General features: G+C 66.4%; 13 protein-coding genes. 8 read left to right on the forward strand and 5 right to left on the reverse strand.

Annotation, left to right across the window (positions count from 1 at the left end; genetic code table 11):
* Positions 1-86 precede the first annotated feature (86 nt).
* From narJ to WS62_RS23640, 3 genes are read right to left on the reverse strand one after another with little or no spacing between them, the layout of a single operon-like run.
* Positions 87-779, reverse strand: coding sequence for a nitrate reductase molybdenum cofactor assembly chaperone (gene narJ, locus WS62_RS23630; RefSeq protein WP_066575986.1), 693 nt, complete (start codon positions 777-779; stop codon positions 87-89).
* A complete protein-coding gene (gene narH / locus WS62_RS23635) occupies positions 776-2,305 on the reverse strand; it encodes a nitrate reductase subunit beta (RefSeq protein ID WP_066575988.1) in 1,530 nt (509 codons plus the stop codon). The genes narJ and narH overlap by 4 nt, the downstream gene beginning before the upstream one ends.
* Positions 2,302-6,108: a nitrate reductase subunit alpha gene (locus tag WS62_RS23640; protein ID WP_066575990.1), complete on the reverse strand. Its 3,807-nt coding sequence runs from the start codon at positions 6,106-6,108 to the stop codon at positions 2,302-2,304. Before WS62_RS23640 ends, narH begins: the two co-directional genes overlap by 4 nt.
* A gap of 68 nt (positions 6,109-6,176) precedes the next feature.
* Here WS62_RS23640 and WS62_RS36850 point away from each other — a divergent pair, with 68 nt between their 5' ends.
* From WS62_RS36850 to fnr, 6 genes are all read left to right on the forward strand, one after another.
* Positions 6,177-6,719, forward strand: coding sequence for a hypothetical protein (locus WS62_RS36850; RefSeq protein ID WP_156441101.1), 543 nt, complete (start codon positions 6,177-6,179; stop codon positions 6,717-6,719).
* Positions 6,716-6,856, forward strand: coding sequence for a hypothetical protein (locus WS62_RS37585; protein ID WP_197422915.1), 141 nt, complete (start codon positions 6,716-6,718; stop codon positions 6,854-6,856). Before WS62_RS36850 ends, WS62_RS37585 begins: the two co-directional genes overlap by 4 nt.
* Before the next feature lie 20 nt (positions 6,857-6,876).
* Positions 6,877-8,925 carry a PAS domain S-box protein gene (locus tag WS62_RS23645; protein ID WP_066575992.1) on the forward strand — a complete coding sequence of 683 codons (2,049 nt, stop codon included), beginning with the start codon at positions 6,877-6,879 and terminating at the stop codon, positions 8,923-8,925.
* Entirely contained in the window at positions 8,922-9,569 is a 648-nt protein-coding gene (locus WS62_RS23650) for a response regulator (protein ID WP_066493562.1), read from the forward strand. The genes WS62_RS23645 and WS62_RS23650 overlap by 4 nt, the downstream gene beginning before the upstream one ends.
* Positions 9,570-9,971: 402 nt before the next feature.
* A complete protein-coding gene (locus tag WS62_RS23655) occupies positions 9,972-10,382 on the forward strand; it encodes a response regulator (RefSeq protein ID WP_066493564.1) in 411 nt (136 codons plus the stop codon).
* Between the two features lie 12 nt (positions 10,383-10,394).
* Positions 10,395-11,177 (forward strand): fumarate/nitrate reduction transcriptional regulator Fnr, encoded by a 783-nt coding sequence (gene fnr, locus WS62_RS23660; protein WP_156441102.1) that lies wholly within the window; start codon positions 10,395-10,397, stop codon positions 11,175-11,177.
* Positions 11,178-11,504: 327 nt separating this feature from the next.
* On the opposite strand, the gene WS62_RS23665 is transcribed toward fnr, so the two are convergent.
* Together WS62_RS23665 and WS62_RS37590 are read right to left on the reverse strand one after the other, a co-directional pair.
* Positions 11,505-13,223, reverse strand: a complete 1,719-nt coding sequence (locus tag WS62_RS23665; protein WP_066575995.1) for a CocE/NonD family hydrolase — start codon at positions 13,221-13,223, stop codon at positions 11,505-11,507.
* Between the two features lie 162 nt (positions 13,224-13,385).
* The gene (locus WS62_RS37590) at positions 13,386-13,751 is read right to left on the reverse strand and encodes a hypothetical protein (RefSeq protein ID WP_197422908.1); all 366 of its coding nucleotides are present in this window, start codon (positions 13,749-13,751) and stop codon (positions 13,386-13,388) included.
* A 450-nt stretch (positions 13,752-14,201) separates the two neighbouring features.
* On the opposite strand from WS62_RS37590, the gene WS62_RS23670 reads away from it, so the two are divergent.
* Positions 14,202-15,413 carry a Rieske 2Fe-2S domain-containing protein gene (locus WS62_RS23670; protein WP_066575998.1) on the forward strand — a complete coding sequence of 404 codons (1,212 nt, stop codon included), beginning with the start codon at positions 14,202-14,204 and terminating at the stop codon, positions 15,411-15,413.
* Between the two features lie 330 nt (positions 15,414-15,743).
* Entirely contained in the window at positions 15,744-16,964 is a 1,221-nt protein-coding gene (locus WS62_RS23675) for a 3-oxoacyl-[acyl-carrier-protein] synthase III C-terminal domain-containing protein (protein WP_066576001.1), read from the forward strand.
* Positions 16,965-17,087 lie beyond the last annotated feature (123 nt).

The raw sequence follows: 17,087 nt of genomic DNA on the forward strand, positions 1-17,087 counted from the left end.
TCGTTGGGCCTTCGTCAGCGCTTCCGCCCGTGACCGGCGACGCTTGCCGGCTGCGCGTCGACCTGCGGCCGCCCGTGTCCCGCCGTCTACCGTCCCGGCCGCTTGTCGTAGAAGCGCACGGGCTCCGTCGCGCCCGGCGTCGCCGCGCCGACGAAACGTACCGGTTCGTCCACGTAGTCGGCGTCGAGCGCGCGATGGTCGACGACCGTGTGCGCGTCGTCGTCCGGCGCATCGGGCACGTCCGCCTGCCCCTTGCCCGCGAGCGACAGCAGCGCGCCGATCACGAAGCCGTAATGGCTGCCCCGCTTGGCGAGCGCCGCCGCGAGCGCCTGCAGGATCTCGGCCGTCTCCGCGAGCAGGTTGCGCGCGTCGCGCTCGGGCAGGCGCGACAGATATTCGAGGAACACCGGCAGATAATCGGGCAGCTCGTGCGCGCTCAGATACAGCCCGTGTTGCTCGTACATCCGCAGCAGATCGACCATCGCCTGGCCTCGATCGCGCGATTCGCCGTGCACGTGCTCGAACAGATGCAGCGACGTCGCGCGCCCGCGATCGAACAGCGCGACGTAGTTCTCCTGCAGCGTCAGCAGATCGCGCTCGCCGAGATACGCGAGAAAGCGGGCGAGCCCCGCGCGCGCGTCTTTCGTCAGTCCTTTCGCGTCGCGCAAGCAGGCGTCGATCGCGGGCAGCGCGTCGACGAGCGCGTCGCCCGGATAATCGAGCAGCGCCGACAGCGCCGAATACACCGCGCCGCGCGGCTCGAGCGGTGCGTCGCTCATCCCCCCACCTCCTTGATCGGAATCGTCTTCCGGCTTTTTTTCATGCCGAAGAGACTCGTTTCCGACGTCCCGCCCGAGCAGCCGTTGCCGAACGAGAAGCCGCACGACGCGCGCAGATCGAACGCATCCTCCGCGTATTCGCGATGGGCCGTCGGGATCACGAAGCGATCCTCGTAGTTCGCGATCGCGAGATAGCGGTACATCTCGTCGACCTGCGCGATCGACAGGCCGCCCTGCTTCAACACGCCCGGCGCATCGACGCGATCGACGTGCCGCGCACGCATGAACGCGCGCATCGCGAGCAGACGTTCGAGCGCGAGCTTCACCGGCGCTTCGTCGCCCGCCGTCAGCAGGTTCGCGAGATAGCGCAGCGGAATCCGCAGCGATTCGACGTCCGGCAGATAGCCGTTCATCCCGAGCGCGCCGCTGTTCGCGGCCGCGTTGATCGGCGACAGCGGCGGCACGTACCACACCATCGGCAGCGTGCGGTATTCCGGATGCAGCGGGAACGCGATCTTCCACTCGATCGCCATCTTGTAGACGGGCGAGCGCTTCGCCGCGTCGAGCCACGCGGCGGGCACGCCGTCGCGCTCGGCCTGCGCGGCGATCGCGGGATCGTTCGGATCGAGAAAGAGCGAGAGCTGCGCTTCGTACAGATCCGTCTCGCGCTCGACGCTCGCTGCCTCGCCGATGCGGTCGGCGTCGTACAGCAGCACGCCGAGATAGCGGATGCGGCCGACGCAGGTCTCCGAGCAGACGGTCGGCTGGCCCGCCTCGATGCGCGGATAGCAGAAGATGCACTTCTCCGCCTTGCCGCTCTGCCAGTTGTAGTAGATCTTCTTGTACGGGCAGCCCGACACGCACATCCGCCAGCCGCGGCACTTGTCCTGGTCGATCAGCACGATCCCGTCTTCCTCGCGCTTGTAGATCGAGCCCGACGGGCACGCGGCGACGCATGCCGGATTCAGGCAATGCTCGCAAAGCCGCGGCAAGTACATCATGAACGTGTTCTCGAACTGGCCGTAGATGTCCTTCTGCACGTTGTCGAAGTTGTAATCCTTCGAACGCTTGTCGAATTCGCCGCCGAGAATTTCCTCCCAGTTCGGCCCCCACTCGATCTTCTCGAGCCGCTCGCCGCTCACGAGCGAGCGCGGGCGCGCGACGGGCATCGCCTTCGCGTCGCCCGCTTCCTGCAGATGCGCGTAGTCGAATGTGAACGGCTCGTAGTAGTCGTCGATCTCCGGCAGATGCGGATTCGCGAAGATCTGCGCGAGCAGCCGCCACTTGCCGCCGAGGCGCGGCTCGATCCTGCCGTCCGCGCGCCGCTTCCAGCCGCCGCGCCAGCGCTCCTGGTTTTCCCAATCCTTCGGATAGCCGATGCCCGGCTTCGTCTCGACGTTGTTGAACCACGCGTACTCCATCCCTTCGCGGCTCGTCCATACGTTCTTGCACGTGACCGAGCACGTGTGGCAGCCGATGCACTTGTCGAGATTGAGCACCATCGCGATCTGCGCGCGGATTTTCATCGGGTTTCTCCTGCATCGACGTTGCGTTCGCCCGGTGCGGCCGATGCGCCGGCGGCAGTCGCGCCGCCTTCGCGTTCCTCTTCGCCGTCGAGCCAATCGATCCGCTTCATCTTGCGCACGATCAGGAACTCGTCGCGATTCGAGCCAACGGTGCCGTAATAGTTGAAGCCGTACGACAGTTGCGCATAGCCGCCGATCATGTGCGTCGGCTTCAGCGACACGCGCGTCACCGAGTTGTGGATGCCGCCGCGCGTGCCGGTGATCTCCGAGCCCGGCGTGTTCACGATCTTCTCCTGCGCGTGATACATCATCACCATCCCGCGCGGCACCCGCTGGCTCACGACGGCGCGCGCGCACAACGCGCCGTTCGCGTTGTAGCACTCGATCCAGTCGTTGTCGGCGACGCCGATCGCTTGCGCGTCGCGCTCCGACATCCAGACGATCGGCCCGCCGCGCGACAGCGTCAGCATCAGCAGGTTGTCCGTGTACGTGCTGTGAATGCCCCATTTCTGGTGCGGCGTGATGAAGTTCAGCACGATCTCGGGATTGCCGTTCGAGCGCTGGCCGACCATGTGCGCGTAGCTGCCGGTATCGATGGGCGGCTTGTACGCGCAGAGCGACTCGCCGAACGCGCGCATCCACGGATGATCCTGATAGAGCTGCTGCCGGCCGCTTAGCGTGCGCCATGGCACGAGCTCGTGCACGTTCACGTAGCCCGCGTTGTACGACACGTGCTCGGACTCGATCCCGCTCCACGTCGGCGATGAGATGATCTTGCGCGGCTGCGCCTGGATGTCGCGAAAGCGAATCTTCTCGTCCTCGCGCGCGTGCGCGAGATGCGCGTGCTCGACGCCCGTCACGCGCGACAGCGCCTGCCACGCCTTCACCGCGACCGCGCCGTTCGTCTCGGGCGCGAGCGCGAGGATCACTTCGGCCGCATCGAGCGCGCTGTCGATACGCGGGCGGCCCTGCGCGCAGCCTTCTTCGGTGACGCGATAGTTGAGCGCGCCGAGCAGCGCGACCTCGTCCTTCGTGTCCCAGCCGATCCCCTTGCCGCCGTTGCCGAGCCGGTCCATCAACGGCCCGAGCGACGTGAACTTGCGGTACGTGCCCGGGTAGTCGCGATCGACGGCGACGACGGCCGGCATCGTCTTGCCGGGAATCGCATCGCATTCGCCTTGCTTCCAGTCGCGCACGTCGAACGGCTGCGCGAGCTCCGCCGGACTGTCGTGCGCGATCGGTGCGAGCACGATGTCGCGCTCGATCCCGAGATGCCCGTCGGCCAGCTCCGAGAAGCGCTTCGCGATCCCCTTGAAGATCTCCCAGTCGCTCTTCGACTGCCACGCCGGATCGACCGCCGCCGACAGCGGATGGATGAACGGATGCATGTCGGACGTGTTCATGTCGTCCTTCTCGTACCACGTCGCGGTCGGCAGCACGACGTCCGAGTACATGCAGGTGGTCGACATCCGGAAATCGAGCGTGACGAGCAGGTCGAGCTTGCCGCACGGCGCGTCGGCATGCCACGTCACTTCCTCAGGGCGCCGGACGCCATCCCCTTCGCGGATCTCGTCGCCCTGCACGCCATGCGTGGTGCCGAGCAGGTGCTTCAGGAAGTACTCGTGGCCCTTGCCCGACGAGCCGAGCAGGTTCGAGCGCCATACGAACAGGTTGCGCGGAAAATTCTCGGGCGCGTCCGGGTCCTCGCACGCCATCTTCAGCTCGCCCGACGCAAGGCGCCGCGCGATCTCCGCACCCGCGTGCGCGGGATCGGAGATGTCCGCGCCGACGCGCAGCGGGTTCGCGCCCAGTTGCGGCGCGGACGGCAGCCAGCCCATGCGCTCGGCGCGCACGTTGTAGTCGATCGGCGCGCCGTGGAAGCGGCGCTTGTCCGCGAGCGGCGACAAGAGCGCGGCCGGGTCCATCGGGTCGTAGCGCCACTGGTCGGTATGCGCGTAGAAAAACGACGTCGAATTCATCTGCCGGGGCGGCCGGTGCCAGTCGAGCGCGAACGCGAGCGCGGTCCAGCCGGTCTGCGGCCGCAGCTTCTCCTGCCCGACGTAATGCGACCAGCCGCCGCCCGACTTGCCGACGCAGCCGCACATGATCAGCATGTTGATGATCGCGCGGTACGTCATGTCCATGTGGAACCAGTGGTTGATCCCCGCGCCGACGATCACCATCGATTTGCCCTGCGTCTTGTGCGCGTTCTCCGCGAACTGGCGCGCGACCGAGATCGCGTCCTCGCGCTTCACGCCCGTGATCGCCTCCTGCCACGCGGGCGTGTACGGCACGTCGTCGTCATAGCTTGTCGCGACGTCGCGGCCGCCGAGGCCCTGGTCGAGCCCGTAGTTCGCGACGAACAGATCGTAGACGGTCGCGACGAGCATTTCTCCGTCCGGCGTCGCGACGCGCCGCGCGCCGATCCTGCGCGACAGCTCGGACGCATGCGCGGTGTGGTCGAAATGCGCGTGCGGCTGGTTGCCGAAGTACGGAAACAGCACGTCGACGACTTCGTCATGCGCGCTCGCCAGCGACAGGCGCGGCGCGAGCGCGCCGCCGCGCGACGTCTCCGCCTTCAGGTTCCACTTGCCTCGATCGCCGCCGTCCTGCCGCGCCCACCGGAAACCGACCGAGCCGACCGGCACGACGAACTCGCCCGTCGCGTCGTCGATCATCACGGTCTTCCAGTCCGGGTGCTCGGCCTCGCCCAAGGCGCCGTCGAAATCGGACGCGCGCACGAGCCGCTCGGGCACGTAGCCGGCGCCGTGCGGAACGAGCCGCACGAGGCACGGCATGTCCGTGTAGCGGCGGCAATAATCGGAGAAGTAGTCGCTCGATCCCTCGACGTGGTATTCCTTCAGGATCACGTGGCCCATCGCGAGCGCGAGCGCCGCGTCGGTGCCCTGCTTCGGATGCAGCCACAGGTCGCCGAACTTCGCGCCTTCCGCGTAGTCGGGAAACACCGATACGATCTTCGTGCCCCGGTAGCGCGCCTCGACGAGAAAGTGTGCGTCGGGCGTGCGGGTCTGCGGGACGTTGGAGCCCCACATCATGATGAACGTCGAGTTGTACCAGTCGGCGGACTCGGGCACGTCGGTCTGCTCGCCCCACGTCTGCGGCGACGCGGGCGGCAGGTCGCAATACCAGTCGTAGAAGCTGAGGCACACGCCGCCGATCAGCGACAGATAGCGCGAGCCCGCCGCGTACGACACCATCGACATCGCCGGAATCGGCGAGAAGCCGACGACGCGGTCCGGCCCGTGGCGCGCAATCGTATGGACGTTCGCCGCCGCGACGATCTCGTTGACTTCGTCCCACGTCGCGCGCACGAAGCCGCCGAGGCCGCGGCGGCTCTGATAGCCGCGCCGCGCGGCTTCGTCGTCGACGATCGAGCGCCATGCGTCGACGGGCGCCATCGTGCGGCGCCGCGCGCGCCACAACTTGACGAGCGCGCTGCGCACGAGCGGATACTTGAGCCGGTTCGCGCTATAGAGGTACCACGAGTACGATGCGCCGCGCGAACAGCCGCGCGGCTCGTGATTCGGCATGTCGGGGCGCGTGCGCGGATAGTCGGTCTGCTGCGTCTCCCACGTGACGATGCCGCCTTTCACGTAAACCTTCCACGAGCACGAGCCGGTGCAGTTCACGCCGTGCGTCGAACGGACGATCTTGTCGTGCTGCCAGCGTTGCCGGTAGCCCTCTTCCCATTTTCGGTCCTCGTCGGTTACCGCGCCATGTCCGTCGGAAAACTGCGGGCGGGTCGTCGTGAAAAAGCGCAGCCTGTCCAGGAAATGGCTCATGGCGATCCTTGTGGGGTGAGGCGCACGGTTTTGAATCTAGCAACGACCATTCACAAAGTAAAGATAACGTGAACAATCTCGACAAGAATGCGAGCCGTGCGCCGGATGCGGCATCGCGCGCGCGATCGCAATCGCGGGCAGATCCGCGCGGTCGTCGTGGGCATCGCGATCGCGGCGCGCGGGCATCGCGGGCCCGTCCGGTGCGGCGCGCTTGGGCGTGGGCAGCGCAATCCGCCGGTCGCCCCGGCTTCGGCTTCGGCTCGGGCTTCGACATTCGACACTTCATGCGTCGCCACCGCGCGGCCGGAATCCGCCGAAGCGGCGTCGAGAAAAACAGTCGTGGAAAGGACTGCGCGCGGTCGAATACGGCTAGAGACGTGGAAATCGCCAATGGCAATGCGTCGCCGAATACCGGCGAATTGGACGGCGCACTTGTGACAGCGGCGGAAAAAGCGCGGCGTCGAGTGTCGCGCATTGATTGTTCGGCGCGCCGATGCCGCACCGCACGATGCGCAGCGCAGCGGGCATCCATACGCCGCCGACAAGGCGCGAGCGTCGGCGCGGACGGCCGCGCCGGGTTCGAACGGATTGCCTGGCGGCGTAATATTTGAAAGAATTCGATCCGCAGCACCTCGGCGATGTCGCATTGCCGAAAATGGCCGGCATCACGCAAAATATCGACATTCCAATTCCCGCCGCGTATCGAACCCATACGCTCGGCGCTCCCCAACCAGCAACACCGGCATAACGAAGCATAGGTATGAATTCATGACCGCCAGCGGGATGAGCCCTGGCGCATCGAGCGATGCGTCCCGTACCGACCGGCGCGGCGCGCTCGTCGCCGTGATCGTCGCCGCGCTGGGATTCGCCGCGTCATACGGCGTCGCGCGGATCGTGCTGCAGCAAGAGCGCGACGCCGCGCAAGCCCGCTTCGAGCGGCGTGCCGGGCACGTGACGACCACGCTGCGGCAAGAGCTGCTGACGGCCGCGACGGTGCTGCGCGGCGCGCGCGGCATGCTCGGCGCGAACGCTTCGCCCACCTCCGTCGGCTGGCCGAACTATCAGGCGCAGCTCGATCTCGACCGCGCGCGCTCGCCGATCCGCTCGCTCGGCTTCGTCGACGCGAAGATCGTCGTCGGCGCCGCGCAGACGAACGTCGATCCGCAGACGCGCGCCGCGCTGCTGCGCGCGGCGGATTCCGGCCTGGTCACGCTCGACGCGCATGCGACGCCGTCCGACGGCGCGTACGCGCCGGACAGCGGCGTCGGCGCGCTCGCGCTCTATCTGCCCGTCTACACGGCGAACGAAGCGCTGCCCGCCGCCGAGCGCCGCCGCGCCAACGCGTCGGGCTTCGTCGTCGCGACGCTCGATGCGCGGCGCCTCGTCGAGGTGTCGACCGCGAACGACCGCGACATCGACTTGCGCCTGACGGCGGGCGAGCCGGGCACGCTCGTCTACGCGACCGATCGCGAATACAACGGCGCCGACACGTCGCATCCGCCGCTCGCCCGCACCGAGCAGCTCAATTTCGGCGGCGCGCCGCTCACGCTCGCCTACACGACCGAGAACCGCTGGGCGGCGATCCGCTCGAACGCCGTCGCGACCACAGTGCTCGTCGCCGGCGCGGCGACGTCCGCGCTGCTCGCGGTGCTCGCGTATCTGCTCGTCAGCCGCCTCGGCGCGCGCGCCGCGAACGCCGAAGACAACCCGATCAACGAAGCGCGGATGATGGGCATCATCCGCTCGTCGATGGAAGCGATCATCACGATCGACGAGACACAGACCGTCGTGATCTTCAATCCGGCCGCCGAGCGCGTGTTCGGCGTGTCCGCGATGGACGCGATCGGCTCGCCGCTCGCGCGCTTCATTCCCGAGCGCTTTCGCGCAGCGCACGCGAGGCACGTCGAGCAGTTCGGCGTGACGGGCGTGTCCGACCGGCAGATGGGCCGCCAGCGCGTGCTGTTCGGGCTGCGCGAGAACGGCGAGGAGTTTCCGATCGAGGCGTCGATCTCGCAGATCCGCGACGGCTCCGGCAAGCTGTATACGGTGATGCTGCGCGACGTGACCGAGCGCGTGCGCGCCGAAACCGCGCTGCGGCAATCGCGCGAAGAGCTGCGCGAACTGTCCGCGAATCTGCAGAACGTGCGCGAGGAAGAAAAGACACGGATCGCGCGCGAGCTGCACGACGACCTCGGCCAGCAGCTCACCGCGCTCAAGATGGACGTGTCGGCGATCGCGCTCGCACTCGCCCGCTATCGCGACGCGCAGCCCGGTGCCCAGCCGGTCGTGGCCGTCGAGCAGCAATTGCACGGGATGCGCCGCCTGATCGATTCGACGGTCGCGTCGGTGCGGCGCATCGCGGCCGACCTGCGGCCCGTGATGCTCGACGATCTCGGCCTCGTGCCCGCGATCGAATGGCTCGCGAACGATTTCACGAACCGCTACGGGATCGACGTCGAGCGCCTGCTCGACACGGCCGACACGAGCTTCTCGAATGCCGGCGCGACAACGCTGTTCCGGATCGTCCAGGAGGCGCTGACGAACGTCGCGCGCCACGCGGACGCGACCCGCGTGACGCTGATGCTCGCGATCGACCAGGACCTCTGCGTGCTGCAGATCAAGGACGACGGCCGCGGCATGCAGCCCGACGAGCGTCGCGACGCGCACGGCGACAAGTCGTTCGGCCTCATCGGCATCCGCGAGCGCGCGCACATGCTGAGCGGCACCGTCACGACCGATTCCGCGCCCGGCCACGGCTTCTCGATCAAGGTCGCGCTGCCGCTCGCGGCGATCCGGCAACAGGACGCGTTTCCATGATCAAGGTCCTGATCGCGGATGATCACGCGCTCGTGCGCGACGGCCTGCGCCACATCCTCAGCAACACGTCGGGCTTCGAAGTCGCCGGCGAGGCGTGCGACGGCATCTCGACGATCGAGCTGATGCGCTCGGCCGATGCGCAGGTGCTCGTGCTCGACCTGTCGATGCCGGGCCGCAACGGCATCGATCTCATCAAGCAGATCAAGGAGGAGAAGCCGACGCTGCGCATCCTCGTGCTGACGATGCACGCGGAGCAGCAATACGCGTCGCGTGCGTTCCGCGCGGGCGCGTCCGGCTACATGACGAAGGAAAGCGCGAGCGCGGAGCTCGTCGGCGCGCTGACGAAAATCGCGGCAGGCGGCGTCTACGTGAGCCTCGCGATGGCCGAGCGGCTCGCGCAGAGCCTGAACGAGCCCGCCGAGTCGCTGCCGCACCAGCGCCTGTCGGACCGCGAGTTCGACGTGTTCCGCCGGATCGCCGCCGGCGAGACGATCACGGAGGTCGCGCAGGCGCTCAACGTCAGCGCGAAGACGGTCAGCACCTACAAGGCGCGCATCCTCGAGAAGATGCAGATGCCGCACGACGCGGCGCTCGTCCGCTACGCGATGCGGCACAAGCTGTTCGACGACAGCGACGAGGTCTGATCGCGGTCCCGGCGGCGCTCGCCGTCGCGCGACGGGCCGCCGCTCGTGCGGCTGTCGGCTGTCGGGCGGCTCGCCTGTAGGCCGTCGGGCGGGCGGCGGCGCACCGATGCCGAGCCGCCGCTCCGCGCACCGCACATTCCATCGCTCCGCCACCGCCCGCCACCACCGCCCCGCCGCCGCCCATATTCGCCCGCGACCGGCCCGCCCGTTTCGCCCCTTTACACTGCCCGCCAGCCCGCTCGTCCCACGCCCGTCCCTGAGGTCGCCAGCCGCCGCCCCGCCATTTGTCCGCTTCGGCTCAAACCTTCGTAGGGATATCCCTACAGCGACCGCGTCATCGCCTACCGCATTTTCACCCGGCGCTGATTTCGCGCCGCGATTAAGCAGACCATACTGCCGGTCATGGATGCACGCGAGTCAACTCCTCCGCTGAGAGTCTTTCTCGTCGACTACGCGGCCCCGATCAGAGCGCGCCTTGCGTCGCTGCTCGAAACGATCCTCGGGGTCGCGGTGGTCGGCGAGGCCGAGGACGTCCCGGCTGCGATGGCGGGCATTCTCGAATCGGGCGCCGACGTCGCCGTCATCGAGCTGAGATTGACGGGCGGCAGCGGACTGGAGTTGATTTCGGCGCTGACGCGCGCCGCGCCGAAGGTGGTCAAGATCGTGCTGACCAACCTGTCCGGAGCGGCATTTCGCGCGGCATGCAACGACGCAGGGGCGGATTTCTTCTTCGACAAGACCGCCGACGTGGACGCCGCATGCCGCGCCGTGAGAACCCTGGCCAGCGCGCGCCGAGCGAGCGCGGCCGAATGACAGGAGCAGATCATGTTGCAAGCGCAAACGCAGAACGCCTTCACGCCCGCCGCGCGGCAGCGCGCGACGATGCCGCCGCGTGCGGCCGCGCGCGACGACGCGGCGAAGCGTCCGGCCACGCGCTGCTCGAGCTGCGCGATGCGCAGCGTCTGCATGCCCGCCGATCTGACCGTCAACGAATTCGCCAAACTCGACGCGCTGATCTGCTCGACACGTCAGATCCAGCACGGCGACACGCTGTTTCGCACGCACGACACGTTCCAGAGCATCTATGCGGTGCGCACCGGTTCGTTCAAGACGGTCGTCATGCATCGCGACGGCCAGGAACACGTGACGGGCTTCCAGATCGCCGGTGAAACGATGGGGCTCGACGGCGTGTGCGGCGGCCGCCACAACAGCGACGCGGTCGCGCTCGAGGACAGCACCGTCTGCATCATCCCGTTCGCGCAGCTCGAAGCGGTGTGCCGCGAAGTGAAGCCGATGCAGCACCACGTCCACCGGCTGATGAGCGGCGAGATCGTCCGCGAATCGAGCCAGATGATGCTGCTCGGCACGATGACGGCGGAGCAGCGCGTCGCCGCGTTCCTGCTCAACATGTCGGAGCGCTTCCAGAAGCGCGGCTACTCGGCGGCGGAATTCAATCTGCGGATGACGCGCGAGGAGATCGGCTGCTATCTCGGGATGAAGCTCGAGACCGTCAGCCGGATGCTGTCGAAGTTCCAGCGCGACAAGCTGATCTCGCCGCGCGGCAAGCAGATCCGCATCATCGATCCGGTCGGGCTCGCGCGCGTGTGACGCGAGCGGGCCGCGCGGATCGCAGAACAATCGCTACGGGGATAGAAGAAAGGCCAGCAGGCCGAACGCGACGGCGAAAAAAGCTCGGCAAACCGGGCTGCGACGGGGCCGAACAATACGGGGAGCCAACTGGCCGGCCGCTACGAGGAAAACGAGATCGAAGATCGACGAATTGTCACCCTGCTTCGAAAGAGGCGCTTCGGGACGGCGTGGCAATACGGCCGTCCATTTTTTTGTCGACGCCCGGCCGCTTGCGCCGGGCGTTTTTACAAGGATGCGCGCGCCGGCTACCGCAGCGCGCGCATCGTCATCGACACACTGCGGGCGTCACGAGCGCACCGGCAGGACGAGCGTCGCCTGCCTGTTCGGATCGAACCGGAACGTCACGCTGAATCGCTCGCCCGGATTGACGGGCGGCTGATACAGGCTGTCGTACGTGTCGAGCACGATGCCGATGTGGTGACCCGCCGGCACGTCGTACGCGGTCGCCGAAAACTCGATCGGGAAATCGACCGTCGCGCCCGGCGTCGCCCAGTGCACGGTCCGCGCGCCGTGCGTGATCAGCTTGCCGAAGCCGAGCGCGTCGACGTCGTACAGATACGCGGCGACCTGCGCGCGCGCCTGCGACGGCGCCGCACGCAGGTTCAGCCTCGCGATTCCACGCAAATGCAGCGGCGACGCGAGCGGCGCGCCCTCGTAGCGGACGCCCGTCGCGAGATTGACGGTCGCGAGCTGATTGACGACAGGCGCGCCGAAGCTCTCGCCGAACGTCGACAGCACCGGAATCGGGCCGCTCGTCGCGGTCGTGTCCGAGAAGTTCTGGATCAGATCGGTGCCCGCGGCGCGGTTCGGCGCGCTCTGCAGCGTGCCCGACACGCCCTTCGTGCACAGGCACGACAGGTCCCACCGCAGCGCGCCGCGCGGCCCGACGTACAGCGTCTGCGCCTGCACGTTGCTCGCAGGCCACGTGTCGAACGACTCGCGCGTGTTCGTGAACTTGATCTGCATCGACACCTTCGGCTCGGTATCGACGCCGTTCTGCACGCCCTTCAGCCAGCGGTCGAACCAGCGGTGCGCCTGGTCGTACGGGTCGTTCGGCGCGCCCAAGAGCGCGCCCGGAATCTCGGCCTGCGCGTGGATGCCCGGATTCAGCAGCAGCTTTTTCGGCACCGTCAGTTGCGAGAACAGCTTCATCGACGAGTTCGGCGTGAACATGTCGTCTTCGAAGTTCTTGCTGATGAAGACCGGCGCGCCGCGGCGGTTCAGCGTGTCGAGATAGGTCGACGGCGAGCGCACCTGCGCCCACGCGACGATTTCGTCGACCTTCGCCTGCGTCGTGTTCGGATCGAGGAGCGCCTTCACGTACTGGTCGACGATCGGATCGAGCCGCCCCGTCACCTTGCCGGACAGGAACAGCACCGCGCTCCACGTCGCGTTCGGCGACTGCTCGCCGTATAGCTGATCGACGAGGTCGCCCCAGCCGGAGAGCGCCGCCGCCGTCTTTAGCCGCTTGTCCTGCGCGAGCGCGAGGAGCGACAGTCCCGCGCCGTACGAGATCCCGCTCACCGCGAGCTTGTCGGGATCGGCGGGCGTGTTCGCGGACACCCAGTCGAGCGCCGACGACACGTCCTTCACGTCCTGCGGGCTCGCGACCTCGACCTGTCCGCCCGACAGGTAGAAGCCGCGCGCCGTGTACGCGAGCACGATATAGCCGTCCTGCGCGAGCTTGCGCTGCTGGCCGAGATATTCGAAGAAGTCGGACGCGGCCCAGCTCGAGATCATCACGATCGCCGGAAATTTCTGGCCGGGGCTCGTGATCTTCGGCAGGAACACGTTCGCGGTGAGCCGCGCGCCGTCCGTCGCCGTCACGGTCTGGTTGTTGACCCAGCAGGTGCCATCCTTCGGCGAGCTCACGCCTGGAAACTGGAACGGCGTCGTGTAGACGGCCGCTTCGGCGGGCGTCGCGGGCCGGCAGGACACGCCCGCGTGGGCAAGCGACGCGGCGAGCGCGACGCTCGCGCCCGCGATGAAACGCGCAAGCTTCATATCTCCTCCATTTCTTCTTGGATCCTGTTGGTCAGATGGCGCCGCCGGCGGTCCGCACGGCTGGATTTCCGCACGACGCCGGCCGATTGAGCCATTCGTCGCGCCGAGGGTCAAGGCGGGCGAAACGCGCGAAAACGACCAACGACGCGCGCGCGTCATCGCTTACCGTTTGAGCAACGCCGCGAACGCGCCGTCATGCAATGCCGAGCCGTCGCCATCGCAGCCGATCTCCGTTTGAAATCGATACGCGCCGCACGAGTGAAGTAAACATTCGAAACGAACCGAGACGTCGAATCGCGAGCGCAAAAAACGCGGCAGAAAACGCATGTCCGCCATTTTCGACACAGGCCATCCATCTTGAATTGGGGCGTGGTCGTCGCGCGGATGGGATGGTGCATTGCGGCAAAGAAACGCGCCGGCGATCGGATGCGCTCGCCGCCGGCCAATCATGGAGCGGCATCCGCAATGGCAACGCTGTCGATGCGATATTGAAAATAATCCAAAACAATTGGAAATACCGATTTCCAATATTCAATCAACATCAAATAATCCGCATTCCATTAAAAATAAATCTCCATTAATTAGAGCAGCCATACCATAAAGTCTCAATCGATCAAAAACAATCGGACCTAGACTGATCTCAAACCGAAAAAAGAGTGTTGTAGAAAAACGCTTTCACCTCACGACATCCGGCAAGCGACACGCTACGAATACGGACCGCCACCGACGAGCGGTCTCCGCCAATCGACGCAACATTGCGCTCGGCGAGCGTTGAATCGCCATGCTTGAAGCAGCACAGTGCCGTTCCAGTCCGCCGACACAACGATGACATCACTCGTGAACAGCGCGACACACCTGCGATATCACGGCACGCCACACGCGTTCGCCGCAGCCTTCCGCGTTCCGGCACACGCACGCCGGATCGATCCGCGACCGGAAACAGACAGCGACACCGTATCTCGACGACAGGAGCTCGACATGCACTCACTGAATCTGAAGATCACCGCGACCGATACCACGCACGGCGGCCGTCAGCGGCAGCCGGACGACGACATGCGCAAGAACTGGTGGCCTGTCGCCTATTCGCACGAAGTGGGCGCGACGCTGCCGCACGGCGTTTCGCTGTTCGGCGAGCCGCTCGTGCTGTTTCGAAACGCGAACGGCCGCATTCAATGCCTGCAGGATCTGTGCCCTCACAAGTCGGTGCCGCTGTCGATCGGCACGGTCGAAGACGGCCATATCGTCTGCCGCTACCACGGCTGGCAGTTCAACGACTCCGGCCAATGCAGCCATCCGACCGGCATGGCGAACCGCATGGACGCGTGCCGCTACAGCTATCCGGCGCTCGACGACGGCCTGCTGATCTGGATCTACCCGGACGCGTCGGAACCGATCCCGTTCGTGCAGCCGCTCACGCACTTGCTCGGCGACGACGCGCCGCTGCCGAAATGCTTCAGGGCGGATGTGTTCAACTTCAACCAGCCGTGGGATCTGTGGACATCGGGATTCCTCGATCTGCTGCACACGCGGCACGTACATAGCAGGAGCGTCGCAAGCGAGCGGCACCAGAACCTGAACTATCGCTACGATCCGGAGCTCTCGCCGGCCGCGACGCTCGCGCAGCCGTACCTCAGCGAATGGTACGCGGTCTACATCTATCTGCTGATCGTCCCGACGCGCGAGCATTCGAACCGGCATTTCCTCACGATGATGCCTTCGTCGAGAAAGCTCGCAACGCCCATCACGAAAGTGATCTTCAACCTGACAACGCCGCGCAAGGCGTTCACGAGCGCGATCGCCTACGAGGACTTCTACGTCGCCGAAAAGCAGTTCGAGCGCTTGCAGCAGGGCGCGAGCCGCTTCGGCATCGGCGGCACGTCGCAGCTGTCCGACAAATTTGTCGCATGGTATCGCGCGCACTACAACGACAAGGTCTGGTTCAAGCGCTACGGCCCCGAGGGCATCGTGCTCGATGCGCTCGACAGCATCGAAACCCGGCTGACGCGCACGCAAAAGGACACCGCGGTCGAAATTGCGTCGATGCAAAGCGGACTGCGCTGGAACGTGCGGGACATCGGCATGGAATCGCAACTGCCGCTGCCGTTCACATGGGGCAAGCGCAAGCCGGTCGAATTCGCGATTCAGCGCTTCCGGGACTACGTGGGCATCGCCCTGCAGGGCAGGAAATGATCCGCGCGCGCCGCCCGGTGCGCGGATCGGCCGGGCTTGCTCGCATCGCCAGGCTCGCCGATCCGTCCGTGCAAAACCGATAGCGCGCCCCGGACGAATCGCTCGCGCATCGCGCCGGCCGTCGATCGCTTCGATCGGCGGGCATGCGCGGCCTATCGGACGAATCGCCGCCGATTCGCTCGCGGGACGGCCCGCGCGCCGATCGAAGCGATGCGGCCCGAGACGTGCGGGCCGACACCGCGTCGCGTCTCAGCGTGCGTTCCGTGCAAGCCGCCCCGACACGCCGTTTACCGTTCCCCACACCTCCCCCACTCGAATAGGGAGATCGTCATGGCCCACTCACTCGACGTCGTGCTGACGGATTTCCGTTCCGAACAATTGTCGCCGCCCATGCCACAGGCTCGATCGCTCGACTACATCGCATGGCTCATCGAACAAAAAAGCGACAGAGAATCGAATTGTGCCGAAGACGACGGCGACGGCGACGTCCAGACCGATCTGTCGTCATACATCCGCGACCGCGTCTGGCATTACGGCGTCGCACCCGAGAGCATCGGCCACCGACAGCTCCACGCACTGCCCGCATCGACCTGCATGAACGGCGACCCGGATACATGGGACCGGGCGGTATTCAACGAGGTCGGCGTCGAGTCGCCGCGCGGGCGCGGACTCGGCGATCGGCTCGACTACTTCGCCGCAGTCGCGGACACCTGCTTCGAGCGCTTCTACCAGGACGAGCGCGAAGCGCCCGACGACATCATCCATGTGAGCTGCTCCGGCTACCTGTCGCCGAGCGCCGCGCAAAAGCTCGTGTCGCGCAAGCGCTGGTTCTCGACCAACGTCACGCACTCGTACCACATGGGCTGCTACGGCGCGTTTCCGCCCGTCCACATGGCGTCGGGCTATCTGTCGGCCGCGCATTGCCTGCTGCCGAAACCGAAGCGCCGCGTCGACGTCGTGCACACCGAACTGCTGTCGATCCACGGCGATTTTTCCGATCTGTCGAGCGGCAACCTCGTCACGCTCACGCTGTTTGCGGACGGCTTCATCAAGTATTCGGCGTATCGCGGCGACGAGGCGCGCCACAGACGCAAACGCGGGCTACGCCTGCTCGCCGCGGAAACCGCGATCATCGCGGCGTCGACCCACGAGATGACCTGGAAGCCCGGCGGGCACAATTTCGAGATGCATCTGTCGAGACGCGTGCCGCTCTACATTCGCGACGCGATCGTGCCGCTCTTCACGAATCTGTGCAGCCAATGCGGAATCGACTTCGCGCACGAGCGCGACGCGCTGTTCTACGCGGTACATCCCGGCGGGCCGAAGATTCTCGATCACATCGTCGCGAGCGTCGGCGTCGATCGCGCGCGGATGCGCTGGAGCTGGGACATCCTGAAGCGGTACGGCAACATGTCGTCGGCGACGGTGCCGCACATCTGGCAGGCGATGCTCGACGACGACTCGGTGCCCGTCGGCGGCAAGATCGTGTCGGTGGCGTTCGGGCCGGGGCTCACCGCGACATCGCTGCTGTTCGAGAAGATCAACGGCTGAGCGGGGGCCGCGCGCTTCTCCGCTCGTTGGAGGAGCGCCGCTGTCCGGTCCGCGCGCGAACAAAAAAAGAGACGAGCGAAACCGCTTGCCCGATCAGCCAATTCCAATGATGGGAAAGACATA

The sequence above is a fragment of the Burkholderia sp. ABCPW 14 genome (assembly GCF_001523835.1).
GTDB classification, from domain to species: Bacteria; Pseudomonadota; Gammaproteobacteria; order Burkholderiales; family Burkholderiaceae; genus Burkholderia; species Burkholderia mayonis.

Excerpts from the sequence above, each read along its gene's own strand:
- WS62_RS23655 (WP_066493564.1), top strand. The coding sequence starts at position 9,972 with ATGGATGCACGCGAGTCAACTCCTCCGCTGAGAGTCTTTCTCGTCGAC.
- narJ (WP_066575986.1), bottom strand. The coding sequence starts at position 779 with ATGAGCGACGCACCGCTCGAGCCGCGCGGCGCGGTGTATTCGGCGCTG.
- WS62_RS23675 (WP_066576001.1), top strand. The coding sequence starts at position 15,744 with ATGGCCCACTCACTCGACGTCGTGCTGACGGATTTCCGTTCCGAACAA.
- WS62_RS23640 (WP_066575990.1), bottom strand. The coding sequence starts at position 6,108 with ATGAGCCATTTCCTGGACAGGCTGCGCTTTTTCACGACGACCCGCCCG.
- WS62_RS23670 (WP_066575998.1), top strand. The coding sequence starts at position 14,202 with ATGCACTCACTGAATCTGAAGATCACCGCGACCGATACCACGCACGGC.
- narH (WP_066575988.1), bottom strand. The coding sequence starts at position 2,305 with ATGAAAATCCGCGCGCAGATCGCGATGGTGCTCAATCTCGACAAGTGC.
- WS62_RS23650 (WP_066493562.1), top strand. The coding sequence starts at position 8,922 with ATGATCAAGGTCCTGATCGCGGATGATCACGCGCTCGTGCGCGACGGC.
- WS62_RS23665 (WP_066575995.1), bottom strand. The coding sequence starts at position 13,223 with ATGAAGCTTGCGCGTTTCATCGCGGGCGCGAGCGTCGCGCTCGCCGCG.
- fnr (WP_156441102.1), top strand. The coding sequence starts at position 10,395 with ATGTTGCAAGCGCAAACGCAGAACGCCTTCACGCCCGCCGCGCGGCAG.
- WS62_RS23645 (WP_066575992.1), top strand. The coding sequence starts at position 6,877 with ATGACCGCCAGCGGGATGAGCCCTGGCGCATCGAGCGATGCGTCCCGT.